At 66.6% G+C, this 22,842-nt stretch carries 21 protein-coding genes; 14 read left to right on the top strand and 7 right to left on the bottom strand.

Annotation, left to right across the window (positions count from 1 at the left end):
• The first annotated feature begins 74 nt into the window (after positions 1-74).
• Positions 75-2,177, top strand: a complete 2,103-nt coding sequence (locus tag HAPAU_RS04795) for a minichromosome maintenance protein MCM (RefSeq protein WP_066380236.1) — start codon at positions 75-77, stop codon at positions 2,175-2,177.
• 5 nt (positions 2,178-2,182) lie between these two features.
• Here HAPAU_RS04795 and hisA read toward each other — a convergent pair whose 3' ends face one another.
• On the bottom strand, positions 2,183-2,911 hold the full coding sequence (hisA, locus tag HAPAU_RS04790; RefSeq protein ID WP_066380235.1) for a 1-(5-phosphoribosyl)-5-[(5-phosphoribosylamino)methylideneamino]imidazole-4-carboxamide isomerase: 729 nt from the start codon (positions 2,909-2,911) through the stop codon (positions 2,183-2,185).
• Between the two features lie 217 nt (positions 2,912-3,128).
• Here hisA and fer point away from each other — a divergent pair, with 217 nt between their 5' ends.
• The 5 genes from fer (at position 3,129) to HAPAU_RS04765 (ending at position 7,098) form a co-directional block, all read left to right on the top strand.
• Complete coding sequence (fer, locus tag HAPAU_RS04785) at positions 3,129-3,518, top strand: ferredoxin Fer (RefSeq protein WP_066380232.1); 390 nt, start codon at positions 3,129-3,131, stop codon at positions 3,516-3,518.
• An 83-nt stretch (positions 3,519-3,601) separates the two neighbouring features.
• Positions 3,602-4,540 (top strand): A24 family peptidase, encoded by a 939-nt coding sequence (locus tag HAPAU_RS04780; RefSeq protein WP_211263532.1) that lies wholly within the window; start codon positions 3,602-3,604, stop codon positions 4,538-4,540.
• 43 nt (positions 4,541-4,583) lie between these two features.
• On the top strand, positions 4,584-5,372 hold the full coding sequence (locus HAPAU_RS04775; RefSeq protein ID WP_066380231.1) for a helix-turn-helix transcriptional regulator: 789 nt from the start codon (positions 4,584-4,586) through the stop codon (positions 5,370-5,372).
• A gap of 234 nt (positions 5,373-5,606) precedes the next feature.
• The gene (gene hisI / locus HAPAU_RS04770; RefSeq protein WP_066380229.1) at positions 5,607-5,975 is read left to right on the top strand and encodes a phosphoribosyl-AMP cyclohydrolase; all 369 of its coding nucleotides are present in this window, start codon (positions 5,607-5,609) and stop codon (positions 5,973-5,975) included.
• Positions 5,968-7,098 (top strand): DUF7118 family protein, encoded by a 1,131-nt coding sequence (locus HAPAU_RS04765; RefSeq protein ID WP_066380227.1) that lies wholly within the window; start codon positions 5,968-5,970, stop codon positions 7,096-7,098. The genes hisI and HAPAU_RS04765 overlap by 8 nt, the downstream gene beginning before the upstream one ends.
• Here the strand turns inward: HAPAU_RS04765 and HAPAU_RS04760 are convergent.
• On the bottom strand, positions 7,071-7,433 hold the full coding sequence (locus HAPAU_RS04760) for a group I truncated hemoglobin (protein WP_066380223.1): 363 nt from the start codon (positions 7,431-7,433) through the stop codon (positions 7,071-7,073). The two genes, HAPAU_RS04765 and HAPAU_RS04760, sit on opposite strands and share 28 nt — an antisense overlap.
• Before the next feature lie 58 nt (positions 7,434-7,491).
• Positions 7,492-8,856, bottom strand: a complete 1,365-nt coding sequence (gene glmM / locus HAPAU_RS04755; protein WP_066380220.1) for a phosphoglucosamine mutase — start codon at positions 8,854-8,856, stop codon at positions 7,492-7,494.
• A 74-nt stretch (positions 8,857-8,930) separates the two neighbouring features.
• Here glmM and HAPAU_RS04750 point away from each other — a divergent pair, with 74 nt between their 5' ends.
• Together HAPAU_RS04750 and prs are read left to right on the top strand one after the other, a co-directional pair.
• A complete protein-coding gene (locus tag HAPAU_RS04750; RefSeq protein ID WP_066380219.1) occupies positions 8,931-9,695 on the top strand; it encodes an HVO_0234 family beta-propeller protein in 765 nt (254 codons plus the stop codon).
• Between the two features lie 51 nt (positions 9,696-9,746).
• The gene (gene prs / locus HAPAU_RS04745) at positions 9,747-10,595 is read left to right on the top strand and encodes a ribose-phosphate diphosphokinase (protein ID WP_066380217.1); all 849 of its coding nucleotides are present in this window, start codon (positions 9,747-9,749) and stop codon (positions 10,593-10,595) included.
• Here the strand turns inward: prs and ileS are convergent.
• Complete coding sequence (ileS, locus tag HAPAU_RS04740; protein ID WP_066380216.1) at positions 10,587-13,814, bottom strand: isoleucine--tRNA ligase; 3,228 nt, start codon at positions 13,812-13,814, stop codon at positions 10,587-10,589. The two genes, prs and ileS, sit on opposite strands and share 9 nt — an antisense overlap.
• A 288-nt stretch (positions 13,815-14,102) precedes the next feature.
• Here ileS and HAPAU_RS04735 point away from each other — a divergent pair, with 288 nt between their 5' ends.
• From HAPAU_RS04735 to HAPAU_RS04710, 6 genes are all read left to right on the top strand, one after another.
• On the top strand, positions 14,103-14,759 hold the full coding sequence (locus tag HAPAU_RS04735) for a uracil-DNA glycosylase (protein ID WP_066380214.1): 657 nt from the start codon (positions 14,103-14,105) through the stop codon (positions 14,757-14,759).
• 39 nt (positions 14,760-14,798) lie between these two features.
• Positions 14,799-15,875: a DUF2891 domain-containing protein gene (locus tag HAPAU_RS04730; protein ID WP_066380213.1), complete on the top strand. Its 1,077-nt coding sequence runs from the start codon at positions 14,799-14,801 to the stop codon at positions 15,873-15,875.
• A gap of 69 nt (positions 15,876-15,944) precedes the next feature.
• Positions 15,945-16,370, top strand: a complete 426-nt coding sequence (locus HAPAU_RS04725) for an HIT family protein (protein ID WP_066380210.1) — start codon at positions 15,945-15,947, stop codon at positions 16,368-16,370.
• 125 nt (positions 16,371-16,495) lie between these two features.
• Positions 16,496-17,380: a transcription initiation factor IIB gene (locus HAPAU_RS04720; RefSeq protein WP_066380209.1), complete on the top strand. Its 885-nt coding sequence runs from the start codon at positions 16,496-16,498 to the stop codon at positions 17,378-17,380.
• Positions 17,381-17,418: 38 nt separating this feature from the next.
• On the top strand, positions 17,419-18,006 hold the full coding sequence (hisB, locus tag HAPAU_RS04715) for an imidazoleglycerol-phosphate dehydratase HisB (protein WP_066380206.1): 588 nt from the start codon (positions 17,419-17,421) through the stop codon (positions 18,004-18,006).
• Complete coding sequence (locus HAPAU_RS04710) at positions 18,006-18,509, top strand: amino acid-binding protein (RefSeq protein ID WP_066380203.1); 504 nt, start codon at positions 18,006-18,008, stop codon at positions 18,507-18,509. The genes hisB and HAPAU_RS04710 overlap by 1 nt, the downstream gene beginning before the upstream one ends.
• Here the strand turns inward: HAPAU_RS04710 and gdhB are convergent, their stop codons facing one another.
• The 3 genes from gdhB to HAPAU_RS04700 form a co-directional block, all read right to left on the bottom strand.
• Positions 18,510-19,781, bottom strand: coding sequence for a glutamate dehydrogenase GdhB (gdhB, locus tag HAPAU_RS04705; RefSeq protein WP_066380201.1), 1,272 nt, complete (start codon positions 19,779-19,781; stop codon positions 18,510-18,512).
• A 2-nt stretch (positions 19,782-19,783) separates the two neighbouring features.
• Positions 19,784-19,957: a rubrerythrin-like domain-containing protein gene (locus HAPAU_RS20840; RefSeq protein WP_157078419.1), complete on the bottom strand. Its 174-nt coding sequence runs from the start codon at positions 19,955-19,957 to the stop codon at positions 19,784-19,786.
• Between the two features lie 66 nt (positions 19,958-20,023).
• On the bottom strand, positions 20,024-22,774 hold the full coding sequence (locus tag HAPAU_RS04700; RefSeq protein WP_066380199.1) for a bacterio-opsin activator domain-containing protein: 2,751 nt from the start codon (positions 22,772-22,774) through the stop codon (positions 20,024-20,026).
• Between the last annotated feature and the right edge of the window lie 68 nt (positions 22,775-22,842).

Genomic DNA, 22,842 nt, shown 5'->3' with positions numbered 1-22,842 from the left:
GGGCGGCGAAGCCGCCCGCAGCGCAAAAGCTGCGGTCCGAAGGTTCATACCGGTCGGAAGCTACAGAAAGTAGTATGGCTAGTGCGGAGAATCAGGAGCTTGTCGGCCGATTCGAGGAGTTCTACCGGACCTATTATCACGACGAGATCGGCACGCTGGCACAGCACTACCCGAACGAACAGCGCTCGCTCTACCTCGACTGGACCGACCTGAACCGCTTCGACCCCGACATCGCTGACGACTTCCGGAATCAGCCCGAACAGATGCAACCGTACGCCGAGGAGGCGCTTCGCCTCTACGACCTCCCGGTCGACGTGAGCCTCGGACAGGCCCACGTCCGGGTGCTGAACCTCCCCGGCGCGACCGACATTCGCGAGATCCGCTCGAAGAACGTCAACACGCTCGTCGAGGTCCGTGGAATCGTCCGCAAGGCGACGGACGTCCGCCCGAAGATCCAGCAGGCGGCCTTCGAGTGCCAGCGCTGTGGCACCCTCACCCGGATCCCACAGACCGGCGGCGATTTCCAAGAGCCCCACCAGTGTTCGGGCTGTGAACGCCAGGGCCCGTTCAGGATCAACTTCGACCAGTCGGAGTTCATCGACGCCCAGAAGCTCCGCGTCCAGGAGAGTCCTGAAGGACTCCGCGGCGGCGAAACCCCCCAGAGTCTGGACGTCCACATCGAGGACGATATAACGGGGAAAGTCACGGCAGGGGATCACGTCCGCGTGACCGGGGTACTCCACCTCGAACAGCAGGGCTCGAACCAGGAGAAGTCGACCATGTTCGACATCTACATGGAGGGCCACGCGGTCGAGGTCGAAGAGGAGCAGTTCGAGGACATGGAGATCACCGACGAGGACAAGCAAGCCATCGTCGAGCTCTCCTCGGATCCCGACATCTACGAGCGGATGGTCGACAGCCTCGCGCCCTCGATCTACGGCCACCGCCAGGCCAAACTCGCGATGACCCTCCAACTGTTCTCGGGCGTGACCAAACACCTCCCCGACGGCTCGCGCACCCGCGGGGACATGCACATGCTCCTGATCGGGGACCCCGGGACCGGGAAGTCCGCGCTGTTGCAGTACATCCGCAACATCGCGCCCCGCTCCGTGTACACCTCCGGAAAAGGGAGCAGCTCGGCCGGGTTAACGGCCGCTGCCGTACGCGACGACTTCGGCGAGGGCCAACAATGGACACTCGAAGCCGGCGCACTCGTGCTCGCCGATCGGGGAATCGCCGCGGTCGACGAGCTCGACAAGATGCGCCCGGAGGACCGGTCTGCGATGCACGAGGCATTAGAACAGCAGTCGATCTCGATCTCGAAGGCGGGGATCAACGCCACCCTCAAGTCGCGGTGTTCGCTACTCGGTGCGGCGAACCCGAAATATGGACGGTTCGACCAGTACGAGCCGATCGGCGAGCAGATCGACCTCGAACCGGCCCTCATCTCGCGGTTCGACCTGATCTTCACCGTCACCGACAAGCCCGACCCCGACGAGGACCGCAAGCTCGCCCAGCACATCCTCCAGACGAACTATGCCGGCGAGTTGAACACCCAGCGGACCAACCTCCCCTCGCCCGACGTCACCCGCGAGGAGGTCGACGCCGTCACCGAGGAGGTCGCCCCCGACATCGACGCCGAGTTGTTGAGAAAGTACATCGCGTACGCCCAACAGAGCTGTTTCCCCCGGATGACCGACGAGGCCCGCGAGGCGATCCAGGAGTTCTACGTCGACCTGCGCTCGAAGGGCGCCGACGAGGACGCACCCGTCCCCGTCACGGCCCGGAAGCTCGAAGCGCTCGTCAGGCTCGCGGAGGCGAGCGCCCGCGTCCGGCTTTCCGATACCGTCGAGCGCGAGGACGCCGAACGCGTCATCGAGATCGTGCGCTCCTGCCTGCAGGACATCGGTGTCGATCCCGAAACCGGCGAGTACGACGTCGACGTGATCGAGACGGGTCGCTCGAAAACCCAGCGCGATCGAGTGAAAGGGATCAAGGAGATCATCCGGGAGCTTCAGGAGGAGTACGACGGCGAACCCGGCGCACCCCAAGAGAAGGTCATCGAACGGGCCGCCGAAGCGGGAATCGAGGACAGCAAGGCCGAACACGAGATCCAGAAGCTTCGGGACAAAGGCGAGATCTACTCGCCCGATCAGAACCACCTCAGGCTGGTCTAAGCGAGTTAAGCCGGAGCGTCGATCGCGTCTTCGAGCGTGAACCGCCCCTCGTAGAGCGCCGTTCCGATCACGACGGCGCCCGCGCCCGCCTCCTTCAGTGCCCGCACGTCATCGAGACTCGCGACGCCGCCGCTCGCGACGACCGGGATCGAGACCGCCTCAACGAGCCGCTCGACCGGACCCCTCTTGACGCCCTCTAACCGACCCTCGACGTCGACGTTCGTAAAGAGGATCGCGCCCGCACCCAACTCCTCGTAGCGGGCGGCGGCCTCGGCGGGGTCTAATCCAGTACCTTCGGTCCATCCGGAGACGACCACCTCACCCCCTTTCGCGTCGAGGCTGACCATCACGCTTCCCTTATATTCGGCGCTGATCTCCCGGACGATCTCGGGAGTCTCGACCGCCGCCGTACCGAGGATCACCCGGTCGACGCCCCGGTCCAGTAGCTCGATCGCGTCCTCGGCGGTCCGAATCCCCCCGCCCAGTTGGACCGCCACCTCGTCGTCGGTGGCGTCCAGAACGGCCTCGACCGCGGGAGCGTTCTTCCGCTCTCCCTCGAACGCGCCGTCGAGATCGACGAGATGGAGGGTTCGTGCGCCCGCCTCGATCCACCGTCGGGCGGCCGCCGCGGGCTCGCCGTAGCGTTTCTCGGTGCCACGTTCGCCCTGTACCAACTGGACGACCTCACCGTCCTGCATGTCCACGGCGGGGATCACCTCGTACTCCTCGAACATGGTCTTGGCGAGGCTCGGTGCAGGCCTAAACGCACCGGTCTCGTGCGACGACTCGATCCCGTTTACAGGCCCTCACGCGGGTTTTGGTCGACCAAATTTACGGCAAATTATATCAGAACATAGCCGCTGTGAGCCCTAAGAGTACGCAAATCGTCAAATGAGGTGATTTAGAAATGAACAGCAAGGTCTAACAGGCATGCCGACGAAGGACCGGGTGATGCCAACAGTAGAATACCTCAACTACGAGACGCTGGACGACCAGGGCTGGGACATCGACGACGACGACCTCTTCGAGGAGGCCGCCGACGCCGGCCTGGACGACGAAGACTACGGCACGCTCGACGTCAACGAGGGCGAGTACATCCTCGAGGCCGCGGAGGCCCAGGGCTACGACTGGCCCTTCTCGTGTCGCGCCGGTGCGTGTGCGAACTGTGCGGCGATCCTCAAAGAGGGCGAGATCGAGATGGACATGCAGCAGATCCTCTCGGACGAGGAAGTCGACGACAAGAACGTCCGCCTGACCTGCATCGGCTCGCCCGCCGCCGATACGGTCAAGATCGTCTACAACGCGAAACACCTCGACTACCTCCAGAACCGCGTCATCTGAGCTGATACGGCCGACGGCTACGCGTTCTTCTTTCCACTGGTTAAACCACAAAATATTCACCGAGCGACCGCACCCGTAGGGTCGTGTTCGCTTCGGTTCCCGACCTCCTGCGCCTCGTCGTCGTCCCCGTCCTCGTCTGGGCGGCCTACCGTGACGTGAAAAACCGACGAGTCCCGAACCGGACGTGGAGACCCCTCTTCGCGCTCGCGACCGTCCTCTTGGTGTGGGACGGGGTCGACTCGTTTCTCGCGGGCGGGCTGACGTGGTCGTACTTCCTCGTCGGCGCGGGGATCAGCCTACTGCTCGTGATCCCTGTCTCCTATGGCTTCTGGCGGTTCGGCGCGTTCGGCGGCGCGGACGCGAAGGCGCTGATCGTTCTTGCCCTCTTGTTCCCGACCTTCCCGGCCTACGCGGTCGGCCCCTCCCTGCTTCCGGTCGTCGAAACCCCCACGAGGGCGTTCGCGCTCACGATCCTTTCGAACACCGTGCTCGTCGGGGCGTGTTACCCGCTCGTCCTCGCGATCAGGAACGCACTCGCCGGACGCGTTACCCCGCTGATGGTCGTGGGCTGGCCGGTCCACTGGTCGGACGCCGAGCGAACCCACGGACGGCTGCTCGAAAACGGGAAGGGATTCACCCGATCGGGGCTCGATCTGGACGCCCTACGGATGTACCTGCGGTGGCGGGGGACGACGCTCGCGGACCTCCGCGAGGACCCCGAACGCTTCCGGGATCCGGGGTCGCTGCCCGCCGAACCGTCGCCCGCCGGTGACGGCGCAGTGGCCGATGGAGGGGTCATCGAGGACGACTGGGGCGCGGCGGCCTTTCTCGCCGACGTCAGCTCGGCCTACGGGACCACGCCCGAGGGACTGCGCGACGGCCTCGACGTGCTCGCCACGCGGGAGACGGTCTGGGTCTCGCCGGGGATCCCGTTTCTCGTCCCCATCCTCGTCGGTCTGCTCGTCGCGCTCGTCTACGGTGACCTGCTGACGAGCGCCCTTCGGACAGTCGGTGTGGTATAGCGTGACGGAAACACTATAACGGTCGGCCCGAAGCACTCGGACGATGCCATCGCCGGACGAGCGCGTTCGTTTTCTCGCGACCTCGCCGAACCGCGTCTCCCTGCTGAGTGAACTCGAAGACGGCCCGCTGCAGCCCGCAGAACTCGTCGATCAACTGGGGTTGTCCCGCTCGGCGACCCAGCGCAACCTCAAGGAACTGACCGACCTGGGCTGGATTCGCCGGGTCGACGGGGGGTACACCTGCACGGTCGGGGGTCGACTCGTCCTCGCGGCGTACGACGAACTGATCGCAACCGTCGGGCTCGTCGAGACGTACGGCGAGAGCCTCGAACCGCTCGACGAGGCCGGTATGACGCTGTCGCCCGCCGTCCTGGAGAGCGCGACGGTCGTCACGGCGACGGAAACGGACCCCCACGCCCCGCTCCGGTACTACACCGAGCGGGTGCGGGAACTCGAGCCGTCGCGGTTCGTCGGGATCGTTCCGGTCGTCAGCCCGCTGTTCAACGAGGCCCACCGAACGCTGCTGGAGCGGGGCGCCGAGGGCGAACTCGTGTTGGACACGGCCGCGCTCTCGGCCTCGAAAACCGAGTACGACACCGAGTTCGATGACGCCGTCTCGATCGACGGGCTCTCGTTGTACGCCCATCCCGATTCCTTCTCGTTCGGGCTCTCGATCATCGGCGAGCGGGTCTTCCTCGGAGCCTACGAGGGGGGACAGTTCGTCGCCTGTTTCGAGTGGGGCGACCCCGACGTCAGGGAGCAGGCGCTTTTGGCCTACGAGACCCATAAGGAAGCCGCCCGCGAGGTGGACGCGACGGCGCTCTCGTCGTAGGTGTCCGACGCCGCGCCACATGTGGTGGGGGGTAGCTATAGGTTCGGTTCGTCCCAAACGGGGAGTATGGGCCGGCCGGCGTGCCCGGATCGGCGGTGCCCCTGACAGTCGCACCCGGATGGCCCATACTACGCACCCCTGCGCTCGTGGTCACACCGCCGATCCACGCTCCTGCTTCGACCGTCAATCGATCGACACGGAAGACCTATTCGACGCCGGTGGCTCGTTCGATCCATGAGCGACGCACCCGATCTGGAGTTCGACGACCGTGGACTGCTGCCCGTGATCGCCCAGGACGCGGACACCGGCGACGTGCTGATGCTCGCGTACGCGAACCGGGAGGCGATCGAGCGGACCCGCGAAACCGACCGGGCACATTACTACTCGCGCAGCCGCCAGCAGCTCTGGGAGAAGGGTGCGACCAGCGGCCACACGCAGGCGGTACGGGAGATCCGGGTCGACTGTGACGGGGACACCCTGCTGTATCTCGTTGACCAGGAGGGCGGGGCCTGTCACACCGGCCACCGCACGTGTTTCTACCGGACCATCGAGGGCGAACACGTCGGTGAGGAGGTGTTCGACCCCGACGACGCCTATGAGTGAGAACGACCCCGAACGGCGGCTCGCCGACGCCCACGCCCGCTACGAGGCCGCAACCGAGGCCGTCGAGGAACTCGGCGAGTCGGAGCTACGGCGGCTCGCCGACGCCCGCGAACGCCTGAACGAACTCTTCGATCGCTACGAGGACCGGGCGACGGGAACGGGCGATTTCACGGCCTTCATCGAGTTTCAGGGCGGGCTCGACTCGGTCGTCTCCGAACTCCCCGAGGACCTCGCCCACCGCGAGGCCTTCGAGGCGGCCGAGGACGCCTTCGACAAACGGCGGCTCAACGAGGGCGACTTCGAGCGCGCACGCGAGTTGCTCGCACCCGTCGACGACGACCTCGACCGGCTCGAGGAGCGCGCGGCCGCCCGCGAGGACCTACGCGAGGCGCGCCGAGCGGCCGAGACGCGGATCGAAACCCTCGAAGAGCGGATCGACGAGTACGACCGACTGCTCGCGCTCTCCGATATCGACCTCGACGCCCCGGTCGCCGACCTGCGGGTCCCCATCGAGGGGTACAACGACGCGGTCGAGGCGGCCTTTTCGGCGTACCTCGACCGGACGAGCGCCCGCGAGGTCGCCGTCTTCCTCGATCGGACCGAGTTGTTCCCGCTGGTCGACACTCCACAAGTGCCGGCGGACCTGCGGGCCTACATCGAGCGCGCGGAGGCTGGGACCGAACCGATCCCGACGCTACTCGAGTACGCCGGCTACTCGCGCTCGAAACTGGACCACTACGTCGCCGACGCCGACGCCCTCAAGCGGGCGGTCGCGACCCAGCGGACGGCCCTCGAACGGATCGACGCCGAGCCCTTTCGACTGGAGTGGCCGCCCCGGCCCGCCGCCGAGCTCCGATTTCGCCTCCGCGAACTCCGGGCGGTCGTCGGGCGGTTCGCCCCCGAGGAGACCGTTGCCCGCCTCCGGGAGGTCGAGACGGTGACGCGGGACCCGGATTACGAGCGCCTCCGCCGGGCGGCCGAGGCCCGCGAGCGACTCGACGAGAGGGAACGAACGCGACTCGTGAGCGGGGCGATCGCCGCCGAACGGGAGGCGGCGAGCGAGGAGAAACGGCGACTGGAAGAGGTACTCTCGCGTTACGCGCCGACGATATCGTCCTCGTAGCTCGCGATCTCGTCGAGGACGTCCTCGCGGTCGCTTTCGGGCACGTCGAACTCCTTCAGGGCCGTGTTGAGGTGTTTCGCGATGGCGTTGAACTCCTCTTCGGAGATCCCCATGCCCTCGTGGGCCGCGTACATGTCCTCGCCGGAGTACTCGACGGGCCCGCCGGTGACGGAGCTGATGAACTGGGTCTGGTGGGCGATCTGTTTCTGCATATCGGTGTCCTCGAAGTAGCCGTTGACCAGATCGTCGTCCATGACGTATCCGTAGAATCGATCGACGACTGCCTCGATCGACTCCTCGCCACCGAGTCGTTCGTAGAGCGTCTGCTCTGACATACGGATGCGTGTTGACACTGAGGCGTTATACTACCTGTCCCGAACGGGTTCGGCCGAGCTATACCGACCGGCGGGCGGCCTCGGCGGCGTCGTAGAGCCGCGCGGCCAGTTCCTCGGCTCGCCCCTCCCCGCGGGCCTCTGCGTACACCCGGATGACGGGTTCGGTCCCGCTGGGGCGGGCGAGCACCCAGCCGTCGCCGTAGTCGAGACGCACGCCGTCGGTCGTGTTCTTCTCGGCGCGGGAGTCCGCCGCGGCGTCCTCGACGGCCGTAAGCATCGCCTCCCGTTCGGCGTCGTTCGTGTAGGCCAGTTTCAGCCGGACGTTGTGATAGCCGCCGAACGGTTCGACCACCTCGCTGGCGGGCCTCTCTACTACTAGTTCGAGAAAGCGCGCGGCGATGTACGCCCCATCGCGCGCGAGGCTGTACTCGGGGAAGTAGATCCCGCCGTTACCCTCGCCCGCGACCGGCACGGGGATCCCCTCGGCCCGGAGCTGCTGGATCCGGCTGGTGATGTAGGTGCTGCCGATCGGCGTGAGTTCGAGGTCCGCCCCCGTTCGGTCACAGACGTCGACCAGCCGTTGGGAGACGTTGACCGCGGCGACGGTAGCGTCCTCGGGACCGAGTTCGGCGTCCGCGAGCGCCGCCAGCGCCGCATCGCCCTCGATGTAGGTCCCCAGTTCGTCGTAGAAGATCGCCCGGTCGCCGTCGCCGTCGTGGGCGATGCCGACGTCGGCGTCGCTCGCGCGGACGAGCCGCCCCAGATCCGCGAGGTTCTTCTCGACGGGTTCGGGGTTTCGCCCCGGGAACCGGCCGTCGGGTTGAGCGTTGACGGTGACGACCCGACAGCCCAGTTCCCGGAAGAGCCGTGGGCTGGTCAGCGAGGCCGCGCCGTGGCCGGGGTCGATGGCCACGGTCAAATCGGCGTCGGCGATTTTCTCCGTATCGACCGCCTCGCGGACGCCCTCGACGTATCGCTGGGTGGCGTCCTCGACGGCGAACTCGTCGCCGGTTCGGGCCCACGAGCGCGCGCCGTCGGCCTCCGAGAGGAAGGTCTCCTCGACGACCTCAAGTTCCGAGACGGAGAGTTCGATGCCATCGGCTCCGATGAGTTTGACACCGTTGTACTCCGGTGGGTTGTGTGAGGCGGTGATCATCACCGCCGGGACGCCCTCGCGGGCGGCGTAGGCCTGTGCGCCCGGCGTGGGAATCACGCCCAGCCGATCGACGTCACAGCCGACGCTCTGGAGGCCGCTCACGGCGGCGTTTTCGAGCATGCGTCCGGTCGATCGGGTGTCGCGGGCGACGGCGATCCGGTCGGTCCCCCAGACCGTTCCGGCGGCCGCGACGACCTGCAGGACGAACGCCGGCGTGATCTCCTCGTTCGCAACCCCGCGCGTCCCGCTCGATCCGAACACGTCCATCACCCGACTCTGGGGAGCGACGGGGCAAATGGATTCCGGAACAGCCATTTGACGCCCGAGCGCGAACCTCCCGTATGAGCAGCATCGAGGAAAAGCGCGTCTACGCCGACAAGAGCGCCGAGACGCGCGTCTATCTCGCGACCGATCTCGGCGTCCTCGGCGTCTCCGTCTCGGGCGATTCGATCGGGAACTTCGGCATCGAACACCGGTGTGTCGCCCGCGACCTCGCGTGGGTCGGCGAGTTGGCGGTCGCCACCGACGAGGACGTCCTGCTGGAGGGCGAACCGACGGGGTTCGGCCCCGCCGTCGCCGTCGGCGGAAGTGTCGAACCCATCGCCGTCTCCCCGGTGGGACGGGTCGCCCGTCTCGAAGGCGGCGAGTGGACCGAGATCGGGACCCACGAGGACGTGCGGGCGGCCGACGGGGACCTGCTCGCGACCGGTGAGGGCGTCTACCGCGTCGGCGACGACCTCACACACGTCGGGTTGGAGGGTGTACACGATGTCTCGACCCCCGGGATCCCGCTCGCGGCGACCGACTCGGGGCTCTACCGTCTGGGCAACGGCTGGATGCGCGACCTCGACGGGGCGTTCGACCGGGTTTCGGGGACCGGTTCGCCGGGTGAACTCTCTTCTGGAGCCACACTCGCCGGCGATACCCTCTCCGTTTACGGCGGCGAGTGGCGCGAGCGCGAGACGCCCGAACCGCTGGCGGCGGTGGCGGTCGGCGAGGCGGTCTACGGGGCGAGCTCCGACGGAATGCTGTACGTCGATGCGGGCGAGGGGTGGCGCTCGCAGGCGCTCGGCGTCCCGGGCGTGCGGGCGATGCTCGTTCGGTAGTGCTCCGTTGAGACCGAAAACGGGTTTAGCGCGCCCGGTGGATCCACGGGTATGATCGTACCCGGTTCGTCATCACAGTCGCTCGCGGCCGCACTGGCGAGCGAACTCGACCGACCGCTGGCACCCGTCGAGTTCGAGCGCTTTCCCGACGGCGAACTGCTCGCCGCCACACCCGAGGTCGAGACCGATTCCGCGGTGATCGTCGCCTCGACGACCACCAGCGACGCCCACCTCGAACTGCTCCAGCTACAGGACGCCCTGCGAGAATCGGGCGTCTCGGAGATCACGACCGTGCTGCCCTACATGGGCTACGCCCGCCAGGACAGCGCCTTCGAGCCGGGCCAGCCCGTCTCCGTACGCGCAGTCGCCCGCGCGGTGAGCACCGGCACCGATCGCGTGCTGACGGTCTCACCCCACGAGGAGAGCGCCCTCGAACACTTCTCGGTGCCCGCGGAGGCGGTCGAGGGCGCGAGCGTGCTCGCCGACCCGCTCCCCGAACTCACGGACCCGGTGTTTCTCTCGCCCGACGCGGGGGCGATCGAACTCGCGGAAACGGTACAGGATTCCCACGGCGAGGGCGAGGTCGACTACTTCGAGAAGATCCGGCGCTCGGGCAGCGAGGTCGAAATCACGCCCAGCGACGTCGAAGTGGATGGTCGGGACGTGGTGATCGCCGACGACATCATCGCGACGGGGTCGACGATGAGCGGGGCGATCGCCGCGCTCGAAAACCCGAAACGAGTGTTCGTGACCTGCGTCCACCCAATGCTCGCGGCCAACGCCAGAACGAAACTCGCCCGTGCGGGCGTCGAGCGGGTGTACGGCACCGACACGATCGAGCGCGCCGAAAGCGAGGTCAGCGTCGCCCGGCCGCTCGCCGAGGTGATCCGCTCACTCTAACGATTCGATCGCGATCTCCATCTCGATCCCCTCGACCTCCCATTCCTTGCGATGGCCGTCCTCGACCGTTTCGAGTTCCGCCGCGCGGACCTCCTCGGCGATCAGGTCCTCGTGCTCGCTCACGAGCCCCGCGACCTGGTCGTCCGCGATGTCGAGGTCGAGGCGGATCGGGGCGTCGATGGGCAGGTCCAGTTCCTTTCGCATCTCTTGAACTCTCCTGATAACCTCGCGGGCGTAGCCCTCGCTTTCGATGTCCTCGGTGAGTTCGGTGTCGACGTAGACGACTCCTAACCCATTGCCCTCGATGGTGATCCGTGAACCCGAGAGTTCCTCGGGAGTCTCCTCGACGAATTCGACCATCTCCTCGGTCAGCTCGACGTCCTCGCCGAGCGCCGTCGAGACGGCCGCCGAAAGCGCGTCGAGCGAGGGCTCCTCGATGCGGGCCTCGTTGAGCGCGCTCATGACCTCGCCGGCCCGATCGCCGAACTGCGGCCCGAGGACGCTCATGTCGGCCCGTGCGCTGTAGGCGAGTTCCTCGAAGCGTTCGTCGGTGGCGACGACATGGATCTCGCGGGCGTTGAGCCGGTCTTCGAGGAGCGCCCCCTGGCGGCCGACGGCTTCGGCGAGGCGGTCCTCTCCCGCCGCGACGACGACACGGGAAACGGGCCAGCGCAGTTTGCGTTCGGCCTGCTGGCGGGCGTTCGAGCCCGCCTCCTCGACCGCGCGGACCAGCTCGATGTCTGTCTCGAGCTGTTCGTCGGTCCAGTACTCCTCTTGCTCGGGCCATTCGAGCATATGGACGGTGTCGTGGCCCCGGTCGCCCGTGAGCGCGCCGTAGATCTCCTCGGTGATGAAGGGGGCATAGGGCGCCAGCAGCGCACAGACCTGCTTCAGGACGTGATACAGCGTGGCGTACGCGGCGTTCTTCGAGGGGCTGTCCTCCTCGTCCCACATGCGCTCTCGCACCACCTGGATATAGAACCTCGAAACGTCCTCGACGACGAATTCCATCAGCGCCGAGAGCGCCTGATCCTGGCGGAAGTCGTCCCACGCGGCGGTCATCTCGCGGGTGACGGTCTGGAGGCGGGCAAGTATCCACTCGTCGACGAGTTCGAGGTCGGAATCGACCGCCTCCAGATCGGTCCCCTCGGGGTCGAACCCGTCCATGCGCATATAGGGGAGGGGAAACCGGAAGACGTTCCAGAGGATGTTGAGGTTGCGCTCCATCGTCGCCATCTCGTCCCACGAGAAGCGCATGTCCTCGCCCTGCGGGTTGACCGAGAGCAAGAACAGTCGCATCGCGTCCGAGCCGTGGCGCTGGATCGCCTCGTGGGGCTGGACGACGTTGCCCACCGATTTGGACATCTTCTTGCCCTCGCTGTCGTTGGCGAAGCCGTGCATCAACACCTCGTCGTAGGGGATCTCCCCGAGCGCGGCGGTGCCCATACCCAACTGTGACCAGAACCACCCGCGGGTCTGGTCGTGGGCCTCCATGATGAGGTCGGCGGGCCACAGCTCCTCGAAGCGTTCCTCGTCGCCCGGATAATCGAGCGTGCCCCACGAGGCCACGGATGAGTCGAGCCAGACGTCGAAGACGTCCGGGACGCGCTCGTAGGTCGTTCCGTCCTCGGTGATCGTCAGGTCGTCGACGGTCGGGCGGTGGAGGTCGACCTCCTCGGGATCGACGTCTTCGTCCACGCGCTTGGCGAGCTCCTCACGGGAGCCGATCACGATCACGTCGTCCATCTCCCCGCACCAGCCCTCGGGGACCCAGATCGGGATCGGGATCCCCCAGTAGCGCTGTCGCGAGACGTTCCAGTCGGGGGCGTTCTCGACGAAGTCCCTGAACCTGTTGTCCCGCGCCCACTGTGGGTGCCACTCGCTGTCCTCGATGTTGTCGAGCAGTTCCTCTTTGACGTCGGTAATCGTGATGAACCACTGGTCGGTCGCCATCTGGAGGATCGGCGTGTCACACCGCCAGCAGTGGCCGTACGAGTGGGTAATGGTCCCCGAGGCGACGAGCAGGCCCTTCTCCTCTATGTCGGCCGTGATCTCCTCGTCGGCCTCTTTGACGAACTGGCCCTCGTACTTGCCGCCCTCGGAGGTATAAACGCCGTCGCCGCCGATGGGACAGAAGATCGGGAGTCCCAACTCCTGTCCGCGTTCGAAGTCGACCTCACCGTGGCCGGGCGCGGAGTGCACTAATCCGGTGTCCTCGGCCTCGACGTAGTCGGCGTGATAGACGGTGTGAGTGCCATCTCTGTCGGGGTTTGCGGGCACCTCCTCGGCGAGCGGGAGGTCGTACTCCCAGCCGAGCATCTCCGCACCCGAAATCTCCTCCTCGATTTCGTAGTCCTCGTAGCGTCCCTTCGAGAGCACGTTCTCGACACACTCGGCGGCGATGTAGAGGACGTCCTCCTCGCCGTCGCGGGTCGCGCGGATTTTCTGGTAGGTCAGCTCCTCGCCGACCGCGACGAACTCGTTCGCCGGGATGGTCCACGGCGTGGTGGTGTAGATGACGAGGCTGCCCTCGCGCTCTCTGAGCGGGAACGAGACGTAGACCGTCGGGTCCTCGCGGTCCTCGTACTCGACCTCGTTGTTCGCGATGGCGGTCTCACAGCGGGGACACTGTGAAATGGATCGCTTTCCCTGATCGACCAGCCCGCGTTCGGCGATCTGCGAGAAGCCCCACCATGCCGCCTCCATGTATTCGGGCGAGACCGTCTTGTAGGGGTTCTCCCAGTCCATCCAGACACCGAAAGACTTGAAATCGCTCTGGAGGCCCTCCAACTGCTCGTCCGCGAAGGACTTGCACTCGGAAATGAAGTTCTCCATGCCGAACTCCTCGATGTCCTTCTTGTTCTCGAAGCCAAGGCGCTCTTCGACCTTCGTCTCGATGGGCAGCCCGTGCATGTCGTAGCCCGGGCGGTCGGTCACGTCGTGGCCCCGCATCCGGATGTGACGGATGTAGGCGTCCTTCAGGCTCTTGTTCCACGTCGTTCCCATATGGGCCGCCCCGGAGGTGTACGGCGGCCCGTCGACGAAGAAGAAGGGCTCCTCGTCGGCGAACGCTTCTTTCGTTTTCTCGTAGGCGTCGACCTCCTCCCAGTACTCGAACACCCGCTTCTCGACCGCCTCGGGGTCGTACTGGTCGGGGACCTCCCCGAACCGCGCACCCTCCGAGGGTCGGTCCTCCTCGTCGATATCGGACCTGCTCATACCAGTAGGAATCCGGCGGCGCGGTAAAGAGCGTTCGGTCGAAAGCCCTCGCAGCAGACTGGCGTCTGCTGCTCGCCCTTTTCATGTCCCTAAGAAAGGCCGCTTCGCGGCCTTTCTGGATCCCAGAAATCGGAGATTTCTGAGGACCGCCAGGTTCCGCTGAGTCGCGGCGCGCGATCACGCGCCGCTTCCGGGAACACCAGCCCTTCCCCGCCCCGCTCGTGCGGTCGCCGATATGGCGACCGCCCTCGCGCTGGCCACCGCACCTCGTTTCAACTCGACACGGCTTTGGTCGGCGGGTTCATCGGATCTACCGTGCCGCAGTACCCCGATTCACGCAACGTCCTCGAACCGAACTGCACCCGGTGTCCCCACCTCGCGGAGACCCGCGAGTGCATCTCGTGGGGGACCGGGCCGCTCGATTCCTCGGTGATCGTCGTCGGCGAGGCTCCCGGCGCGGGGACGCCCGAGGCCGAGCAGTGGAAGGGTGGCAACTGGACCGGGATGGCCTACACCGCCCGCCACTCCGGGCGCGTCATCCGCGACCTGATGGAGTCCGTGGGCTATCACGACGCCTACTACACGAACGCCGTGAAGTGCTTCCCGCCGGACGGCGAGGGTTCTAATCGGGAACCGACCGACGAGGAACTCGCGACCTGCCGGACCCACCTCGTCACCGAGGTCGAACAGGTCCAACCAAGCGTGATCGTTCCCACCGGAAAGCACGCCACCGAGACGCTGCTCGCGCTCGACGGTCGGAGTTTGGAGGGGTTCACCGACCACGTCCTCGAACCCATCGACTGCGAGGCCCTTTCCACCCCGCTCCTGCCTGTCCTCCATCCCTCCTATCAGAACATCTGGATCGCGCGCCTCGGTTACGAGCCCGAGGAGTACCGGACGAGACTCGAAGAAGAGCTCGACGAACTCGTCGGAAGATCCGTCTGAGTCGGAAGTATCACGAGTGACCTACCCGATCGGGGTGACATGGCTTCGCTTGAGGAGATCGATACCGAGGCCGTTCTCTCCGGTCGGTTCGATTGGATCGAACCCGAACTCATAGATCGGTTCGCAGAGCATCCCCTGTCGGGTATCGAGCGGGAATTCCCCCACTACGTCCGCTCGGTCGAATCGTCGAGCGACATACCCAGTCCAGCCGATCGACATCCGGTGTTTTACGGCTGTTTCGACTGGCACTCGGCGGTCCACGGGCACTGGTCGTTGTGTCGCCAGCTGCGGCTGTTCGACGACCACCCACGAACAGGGGAGATCGTCGAAAGTGTCGAATCGCGGCTCACCCCGAAAAACGTCGGGCACGAGGTCGCGCATTTCGAGGAGAACCCTTCCTTCGAGAACCCGTATGGTTGGGGGTGGTTTCTGCGGCTCGCGGCGGAACTCCACGCGTGGGAGGACCGGCGTGCCGACGAGTGGCGAGCGGTTCTCCGCCCGCTGGAGATGAAGATCGTAGACCTCGTCGAGACCGGGTTCCTGTCCCGAGAGCGGCCGATTCGGGTCGGGACTCACGGTAACTCCGCGTTCGGGCTGACCTGCGTCCTCGATTACGCGCGGGTCGTCGGGGACGGGTCGCTCGCGTCGGCAGCCACCGAAACCGCGAGACGGTTCTATGCGGACGACCGGGACTACCCGATCGAGTACGAGCCGCTGGGCTGGGATTTCCTGTCGCCGGCACTGACCGAGGCCGACCTGATGCGGCGCGTCCTCGACAAGAAGGCGTTCGCGGGGTGGCTCGGGGATTTCCTGCCCGACGTGGTCGAATCGCCGTATGAGGAACTTCCGGAGCCGGCCGCGGTCGACCCCGAAGCCGAGGACGGAATGGAACTTCACCTCGCCGGGCTCGACCTGTCGCGGGCGTGGTGTCTCGCGGGAGTCGCGGAAGCAATCGACAATCAGCACCTCGGAGCCGTATTCGAGGAGTTCGCCGGCAGACATGCCGAGACCGGCCTTACAGTTGCCTTTACCGATGAGTATTCCGGCTCACACTGGCTCACCTCCTTTGCACTATATCTGGTCACGAGAGGCGAGGGAACCGTTGGGCCAGCGTAGATCTCGTCGATCCGGATCGCACTACGGCCATCGCCAACCTTCTTGCCGGATGCCACCACACGTCCCCATATGGCAAGCATCTTCAGCCAGATCGTCGAGGGCGAGATCCCGGCACGGGTCGTCTACGAGGACGAGACGACGATGGCGTTTCTCGACGCCAACCCGCTCGCACTGGGCCACACGCTCGTGATCCCCAAAGAGGAGTACGAGCGCCTGAACGACCTCCCCGACGACCTCGCGAGCGATCTGTACGATACGCTTCAGAAGCTGATCCCCGTCGTCGAGGAGGCCGTCGACGCCTCGGCCTCAAACGTCGCGTTCAACAACGGCGAGGCCGCCGGCCAGGAGGTCCCACACGTCCACGGTCACATCATCCCCCGATTCGAGGGTGACGGGGGCGGCCCGATTCACTCGGTAGCGGGTTCGCCGCCCGATCTCGACGACGAGGAGTTGGACGATATCGCGGAGAGGATCTCCGCGAACGGCCAGATGTAATCCGGTGATCTCAGAGGTAGTGAGAGGCTCCAGTCGTGTGGTGAGAAAACGAATCACAGCCACTGTTACTTGAATCCTTAATACAATACCTAGTTTTAAATATTAGTCGTATATATTACATTATAATGGCAGCGAATCAACCATCGGATTGCCCGGAATGTAACGGATCGCTCTCGGTTCACGACACGGAGACGGTCTGTACCGAGTGTGGACTGATCGTGGCGGAGGACCCGATCGACCCCGGCCCGGAGTGGCGCTCGTTCGAGGACGAGGAGAACGATCGTCGCCGGACGGGTGCGCCGCTGTCGCGCTCGCGCCACGACTACGGGCTCTCGACGGAGATCGGCTACGGCGGGCTCAACCGAGCGACCGGGCGCAAGCGCAGGCTGTACGCTCGGATGCGAAAGCACAGCAGGTGGTCACAGTGTGAGACCAAAGCCGAGGCGAACCAGCGCGACGTGTTCATGCAGATCCGTCGCCTGACCTCGGCATTGGCGCTTCCCGATTCGATCCGGGATCAGGCGTGTGACCTGTTTCGCTCCGCCCAAAACGAGGGGATCGTCACGGGGCGCTCGCTCGAAGGGTTTACCGCCGCGGCGGTGTACGCCGCCTGCCGGGTTCACGACGTCTCGCGGATCCGCGCCGAGATACTCGAGGTATCGCGTGCCTCTCGGTCGGAGCTCGACGCCGCCTACGACGCGATCAACCGCGAACTCGGCCTCCCCGTCGGACCGCTCGATCCCGGGGACTACATCCCCCGGTTCGGGAGTCGCCTCGACCTCCCGAAAGAGGTGCGAAATCGTGGAACCGAACTGCTCGAATCGGCCGTCGAAGACGAACTGATCGGCGGGCACAACCCCGCCGGCGTCGCGGCGGCCTGTCTCTACACGGCCGCGAGGGAGCGCGAGGCGGAGGTCACACAGAAGCAGGCCGCCGACGTCGCGGACGTGAGCCCGCCGACGATCCGCGTGACCTACCAAGCGCTCTGTGAGGCCGAACTCACCGGCTAAGCGCAACCGCCATGTGCCCCCGGCGTGTTCGGTCGGTTATGACCGACCGGACGGCGGAAATCAGTAGAGAGACCGCCGAGACCGAGATCGAGTGCGTACTGGATCTGGACGGCAGCGGCGACGCGGAGATCGAGACGGGAATCGGGTTTTTCGACCACATGCTCACGGCCTTTGGGACCCACGGCCTGTTCGACCTCACCGTACGCTGTGACGGCGACTTGGAGATCGACGACCACCACACCGTCGAGGACGTGGCGATCGTCCTCGGGAACGCTTTTAAGGAAGCCGTCGGCGACAAGGCGGGGATGGTCCGCTACGCGGATCGCCGAGTACCGCTGGACGAGGCCGTCGCCTCGGTGGTAGTCGATGTCAGCGGCCGACCTCGATTCTATTTCGACGGGGAGTTCTCCCAGGAGTCGGTTGGGGAGTTCACGAGCGACATGGCGCGGCACTTCGCGGAGTCACTGGCAATGAATGCCGGACTCACGCTCCATCTCGAGGTCGAGGGCGAGAACGCCCATCACGAGACAGAGGCGCTGTTCAAGTGCCTCGCCCGCGCGCTCGACGACGCGACACGGATCGACGAGCGCCGCGGTGGGACCCCGAGCACGAAGGGGCAGCTGTGATGTTCGACGAGATCATGGCCAAGTTCGAGGGATCGCCGAGTCAGCAAGCAGTGATACGGCTCCTCCTCGAACGCGGCTTCTCGGTCAACGACGACGGACGGGTCGTTTCGGGGACCATCGAGATCCCCAATACGCAGGTCGCCCGCGAGATCGACGTCGACCGGCGAGTGGTCGATTCGACCACGAGTGCGATCCTCGCGGACGAGGAGCTCAGGCTCGTCTTCCAGAACATCTCCCAGATCCCCAGCCTGATGGATCTGGCGCCCGTCATCGACCTCTCGACGCTGACGATCGCGGTCCGGGACGCGGGCCAGGAGGGGATCGTCGCCACTGTTACTGGCTTGCTCGCCGACAACGGCATCTCGATCCGTCAAACGGTGAGCGAGGACCCGGAGTTCACCGACGAGCCACGGCTCTACATCGTCACCGACGAGCCGGTTCCGGGCGACGTGCTCAACGAGCTTCGGGAGCTCCCGTTCGTCCGGAAGCTCGAACTCCAGTAGTCAGGGCCACAGCCCGCGGGCCTCGTGGGCGGCCCCGAGGCGTTCGAGCGCGAGCGCGTAGGCGGCGTCGCGCCACGCCAGCCCCCGCTCGTCGACGCGATCCGCGACCGCGTTCCACGCGCGGAGCATCTCCGTCTCCAACTCTTCGTTGACGCGGTCGTGGCTCCACGATCGCCGGTTGATGTCCTGGAGCCACTCGAAGTAGCTCACGGTGACGCCCCCGGCGTTCGCGAGGATGTCCGGGATAACGGGGATTCCGCGCTCGCGCAGAATGGAGTCGGCGGTAGCGGTGGTGGGGCCGTTCGCCCCCTCGACGACCAGATTCGCGGCGATCGCGTCGGCGTTCGACGCCGTGATGACGTTGCCGACGGCCGCCGGGACCAGCACGTCGACGTCGAGTTCCAGCAGCTCCTCGTTCTCAATGGTCCGCTCTGCGATCCGCGTGACCGCTTCTGGCTCCTCCTCGTGGGTCGGAATCGCGGTCGTGTCGAGCCCAGCGGGGTCGTAGGCCGCGCCGTTGACGTCGCTGACGGCGACGACCGTCGCACCCCATGAGTCGAGCAGGCGCGCGGCGTTCGCGCCGACGCTGCCGTAGCCCTGGACCGCGACCGTCGCCTCCTCAAGCGGCAGGCCGTGGTACTCGCAGGCCTCACGGGCGACGATCGCTACGCTCCGTCCGGGGGCCTCCTCGCGGCCGTGGCTCCCGCCGATCACCGGCGGCTTGCCCGTCACGACGCCGGGCGTGGTCTCGCCCTGCAACACGCTGTAGGCGTCCATGAACCAACCCATCGTCTCGGCATCCGTGCCCATGTCGGGCGCCGGGATGTCGTGCATCGGGCCGACCGTGTCGCGCAGTTCCTGGGCGAACCGTCGTGTCAGCCGTTCGGTTTCGGCCTCGCTCAGCTCCTTGGGATCGACCACGACGCCGCCCTTCGCGCCGCCGAAGGGCAGGTCCATCACCGCGGTCTTCCACGTCATCCACATCGAGAGGCTGATGCACTCCTCTTCGGTGACGCCGGGGTGATAGCGCATCCCGCCCTTGAACGGGCCCCGGACGCTGTCGTGCTGGGCGCGATAGCCCGTAAAGACCTCGAGGCTCCCGTCGTCGCGCTCGACCGGCAGCGAGACGCGCTGGACGCGCGCGGGGTGTTTCAACCGCTCGACGACTGCGGGATCGATCTCGACGTGGGCTGCCGCCCGGTCGAGTTGGCGCCGCGCCGTCGCGAGCGCCGTCTCGGGCTCCTCTCGCTCCTCGGTAACGGGAACACTCATGCTCACTCGATCGAGGTCGCGCAGTTTCGGAACGGGGCGTCACAGTTCGGACACGAGCCGGGATGCGAGGTCCCGGTAACGCGGGTACCACAATCGAGACACTCGTAGGTCGATTCGGTCTCGGCGTCGGAAGCTACGTCCCACGTCGGGGTCGGTGAGGTGCCGTTCGCTGTCATCGGCGCGCAATACTTGCCGGACGGCGAAGTACGAATGGGTTCAATAGAGAAGTTTGTGATAATGACTCACGCTTCAATTGTGAAGTTCCCGTCGAACACCGCCCCGAAGAGCGCGCGCTGGGCGGCCCGGTTGAGCTGGTAGAACGCCGAGGGGCTGATCCCGAGCGCGTCCGCGACGGCCTCGCCGGTACACGCGCGGGGCGACTCGAAGAAGCCGCTGTGGTAGGCCGTCCGGACGGCCTCGCGCTGGCGGTCGGTGAGCCGGTCGACGACCGCCGAACGGGTGTGCTCGGCCGTGTTCTCCCGGGTTCGCTCGCGCTGGGACAGCAGCGTCGCGTCGGCGTACAGCCCAGTGAGCGCCCCGTCGACCGCCCGGACGTCCGTCGGGTTCGGGACATCGACGACCAGTCGGGCGCTCGCGTCGTCGGCGCTCGCCCGCAGGCTTCGGAGGGTCGCGCCGTGGTCGGCGAGTCGGGTCCCGACGAACGGCGAGGCGAGGCGAAGCCGGAAGACACCACCGTCCTCGCGTTCGGCGATGGGGGTCGCCTCCTCGATGGCGGGAACGTCGCTCGCGGCCTCGTGGACCCGGTCGAGCGGCGTTCCCTCGACGGAGACGAACGCCAGCACGCCGCCCTCGACCCGTCGGACGCCGCCGTCGAGGGCGACCTCGCAGTCGGCCGCGAGCGCGAGCGAAAGCGGCGGACAGGAGTCCGATCGGATCTCGTATTCGAGTTCGCTGACCGTGTCGCTCAGGAGCGCGTCGCGCTGTTTGACCGCCGTGAGCGCCGCGGCGATGGTGTCGGCGAGTTCGAGGAACACCGTCCGGGCCATCTCGTCAAAGGCGTTGGGCCGGTCGGCGTAGACCGACAGCACGCCGTAGGAGAGGCCCTCGTGGGCCAGCGGGACGCTGAGGACCGATTGATAGCCGTATTCGAGCGCCGCCGCCCGCCACGGAGCCTTGCGAAAGCCCTCCGCGACGTTCCCGACGACGACGGGCTCGCCCGTCTCGGCCGCACGGGCCGCGGGCTCGTCGTCCTCGAACGAACGGCCTGCGAGATACTCGCGGTCCTCGCCGGCCCACTCGCGGGGAACGACGCCCTCGCCGTCGGGTTCGCCGGTCCAGGCGAAGCGGTAGCGGTCGTCGGTCGTGAGGCGGTCACAGACCGCGCGTTCGATCTCCTCGCGGGTCTCGGCCCCGACCAGCGCCCCGTCGATCCCCCGGATCACGTCGTTGATCCGGTTGAGCCGCGAGAGCTCGCGGTTTCGCTCGCGGAGCTCCCGGTCGCGCTCGCAGAGTTCGGCCTCGCGTTCGAGGCGATCCAGCGCCGCCTCGGCGGTCGCCGCCAGCAGGTCGGCCAGTTCCTCGGCGAGCGCATCGAACCCCCCGTCGGACTCGGCCGCCAGCACGCCGTGATCGCCCAACGGGACCGCGAGGAGGTCACCGTTCGTGACGACGCCCCCCTCGATGAACGCCCGGCCGACGGGGTGGTCGTCGCCGGGATGGTTCGAGGGGAGCGCGCGGCCCTCCGCGAGGGCGTCGGTGGTCGCCGCCGGTTCGAGGGAGTTCTCCTCGGCATCAAAGAGGTAACAGCCGATCCCGGGAACGTCGAGCACGTCGGTCGCGTCCGTCGTGACGATCCCCGCGATCTCCCCGCGGTTCTCGGCGTACAGCAGGTCGCGGGCCGTACCGTGAAGCGTCGAGAGCGCACGCTCGCGTTGCTTACGGGTGGTGACGTCCCGACAGCTGTAGAGGGTGGTGCCGCCCTGGATCGAGACGCGTTTGACGTTGACCAGCAGCGTGTGTTCCCGTCCGGCGCGGTCGGTCGCCGTACACTCGATGTTGGTTAACACGCCCTTCCGGCGGAGTTCGGCGGGGTCGAACAGCTCGGAGCCGAGCAGTTCCTCGATGGTGCCCATCTCGCGGATCTCCTCGACGGTGTAGCCGAAGATGAAGTGGACGTTCGGGCAGATATACGTAAACGAGCCCCCGTCGTCGGTGACCAGCACCGTATCGGTCATGTTGTTGAGCGTCACCCGGTGGAGTTCCTCCGAACGCCCGAGTTCGTCCGCGAGTTCGGCGCGCTCGGTGACGTCGACGGCCGTCACCAGCAGCGAGTCGGTTCCCTCGACCGGTCTGACGGCGAGTTCGACGGTGGTCGGCGCGCGCTCGTCTCCCACACAGTCGAGGGTCAGCGTCGAGGGCTCGTCGCCGGCGCGTTCGACCGCATCACGGAGCCGGTCGCGGTCCGCGTCCGCGATCCACGGGCGCTCCCAGAGCGGCTCGCCGATCGCGTCCGGGTCCGCGTCGGGCGCGAACGACCGAGCGGCGTCGTTCGCCCGCCTGACGTGGCCTTCCGGATCGAGGACCCACGTCGCCGAGAGGGAGTCCGCGAACAGCGCCTCGAACTGTCGGGCGCGCCGGTTGCGCTCCTTGCGAGCGTGTGCGCCCTCGATTACCCGGGCTACCCGGTCGCGGAGTTCCGAGGGAGGAGTCGAGTCCACAGGGAGATAGTCGATTGCGCCCGCCCCGATCGCCGCGCTCGCGCGCTCCTCGTCGCCCGACCGGGCGTAGACGACGACCGGAAGCCCTGGATGGTCCTCGCGGACCGCTCGGAGCAGATCAAGCGTGCCGCCGTCGGGGAGCGAGAGCGCGCTGAGTACGCAGTCGATCGGGGCGTTCTCGAGGCGGCCGAGCGCCTCCTCTCCGTCCGAGGCGACCGACGTTCGAGGGGTGTCGAGCGCCTCGCGGGCCGTCGAGAGCCAGTCGTCGTCGCCGACGAGGAGGAGCCGCGGTGGGCCGGTATCGGGGGCTGCCATCGCCGTCCGTAGCCGGTCGAGGCGTATAAACGCCGCTCCCGGGCCGGAAGGAACCGGCGATGGGACAT

The sequence above is a fragment of the Halalkalicoccus paucihalophilus genome, from assembly GCF_001593955.1.
In the GTDB taxonomy this organism is placed as follows: domain Archaea; phylum Halobacteriota; class Halobacteria; order Halobacteriales; family Halalkalicoccaceae; genus Halalkalicoccus; species Halalkalicoccus paucihalophilus.
The sequence above is the reverse complement of the archived record's forward strand: the minus strand, read 5'-3'. Positions and strand labels throughout refer to the sequence as shown.

What these genes read in the sequence shown, in the direction of transcription:
- hisI (WP_066380229.1), top strand. Translation starts at nt 5,607, where the DNA reads ATGAGCGACGCACCCGATCTGGAGTTCGACGACCGTGGACTGCTGCCC.
- HAPAU_RS04775 (WP_066380231.1), top strand. Translation starts at nt 4,584, where the DNA reads ATGCCATCGCCGGACGAGCGCGTTCGTTTTCTCGCGACCTCGCCGAAC.
- HAPAU_RS04750 (WP_066380219.1), top strand. Translation starts at nt 8,931, where the DNA reads ATGAGCAGCATCGAGGAAAAGCGCGTCTACGCCGACAAGAGCGCCGAG.
- glmM (WP_066380220.1), bottom strand. Translation starts at nt 8,856, where the DNA reads ATGGACGTGTTCGGATCGAGCGGGACGCGCGGGGTTGCGAACGAGGAG.
- prs (WP_066380217.1), top strand. Translation starts at nt 9,747, where the DNA reads ATGATCGTACCCGGTTCGTCATCACAGTCGCTCGCGGCCGCACTGGCG.
- HAPAU_RS04725 (WP_066380210.1), top strand. Translation starts at nt 15,945, where the DNA reads ATGGCAAGCATCTTCAGCCAGATCGTCGAGGGCGAGATCCCGGCACGG.
- hisA (WP_066380235.1), bottom strand. Translation starts at nt 2,911, where the DNA reads ATGTTCGAGGAGTACGAGGTGATCCCCGCCGTGGACATGCAGGACGGT.
- HAPAU_RS20840 (WP_157078419.1), bottom strand. Translation starts at nt 19,957, where the DNA reads ATGACAGCGAACGGCACCTCACCGACCCCGACGTGGGACGTAGCTTCC.
- hisB (WP_066380206.1), top strand. Translation starts at nt 17,419, where the DNA reads ATGACCGACCGGACGGCGGAAATCAGTAGAGAGACCGCCGAGACCGAG.
- gdhB (WP_066380201.1), bottom strand. Translation starts at nt 19,781, where the DNA reads ATGAGTGTTCCCGTTACCGAGGAGCGAGAGGAGCCCGAGACGGCGCTC.
- HAPAU_RS04720 (WP_066380209.1), top strand. Translation starts at nt 16,496, where the DNA reads ATGGCAGCGAATCAACCATCGGATTGCCCGGAATGTAACGGATCGCTC.
- HAPAU_RS04700 (WP_066380199.1), bottom strand. Translation starts at nt 22,774, where the DNA reads ATGGCAGCCCCCGATACCGGCCCACCGCGGCTCCTCCTCGTCGGCGAC.
- HAPAU_RS04765 (WP_066380227.1), top strand. Translation starts at nt 5,968, where the DNA reads ATGAGTGAGAACGACCCCGAACGGCGGCTCGCCGACGCCCACGCCCGC.
- HAPAU_RS04795 (WP_066380236.1), top strand. Translation starts at nt 75, where the DNA reads ATGGCTAGTGCGGAGAATCAGGAGCTTGTCGGCCGATTCGAGGAGTTC.
- HAPAU_RS04710 (WP_066380203.1), top strand. Translation starts at nt 18,006, where the DNA reads ATGTTCGACGAGATCATGGCCAAGTTCGAGGGATCGCCGAGTCAGCAA.
- fer (WP_066380232.1), top strand. Translation starts at nt 3,129, where the DNA reads ATGCCAACAGTAGAATACCTCAACTACGAGACGCTGGACGACCAGGGC.
- ileS (WP_066380216.1), bottom strand. Translation starts at nt 13,814, where the DNA reads ATGAGCAGGTCCGATATCGACGAGGAGGACCGACCCTCGGAGGGTGCG.
- HAPAU_RS04730 (WP_066380213.1), top strand. Translation starts at nt 14,799, where the DNA reads ATGGCTTCGCTTGAGGAGATCGATACCGAGGCCGTTCTCTCCGGTCGG.
- HAPAU_RS04760 (WP_066380223.1), bottom strand. Translation starts at nt 7,433, where the DNA reads ATGTCAGAGCAGACGCTCTACGAACGACTCGGTGGCGAGGAGTCGATC.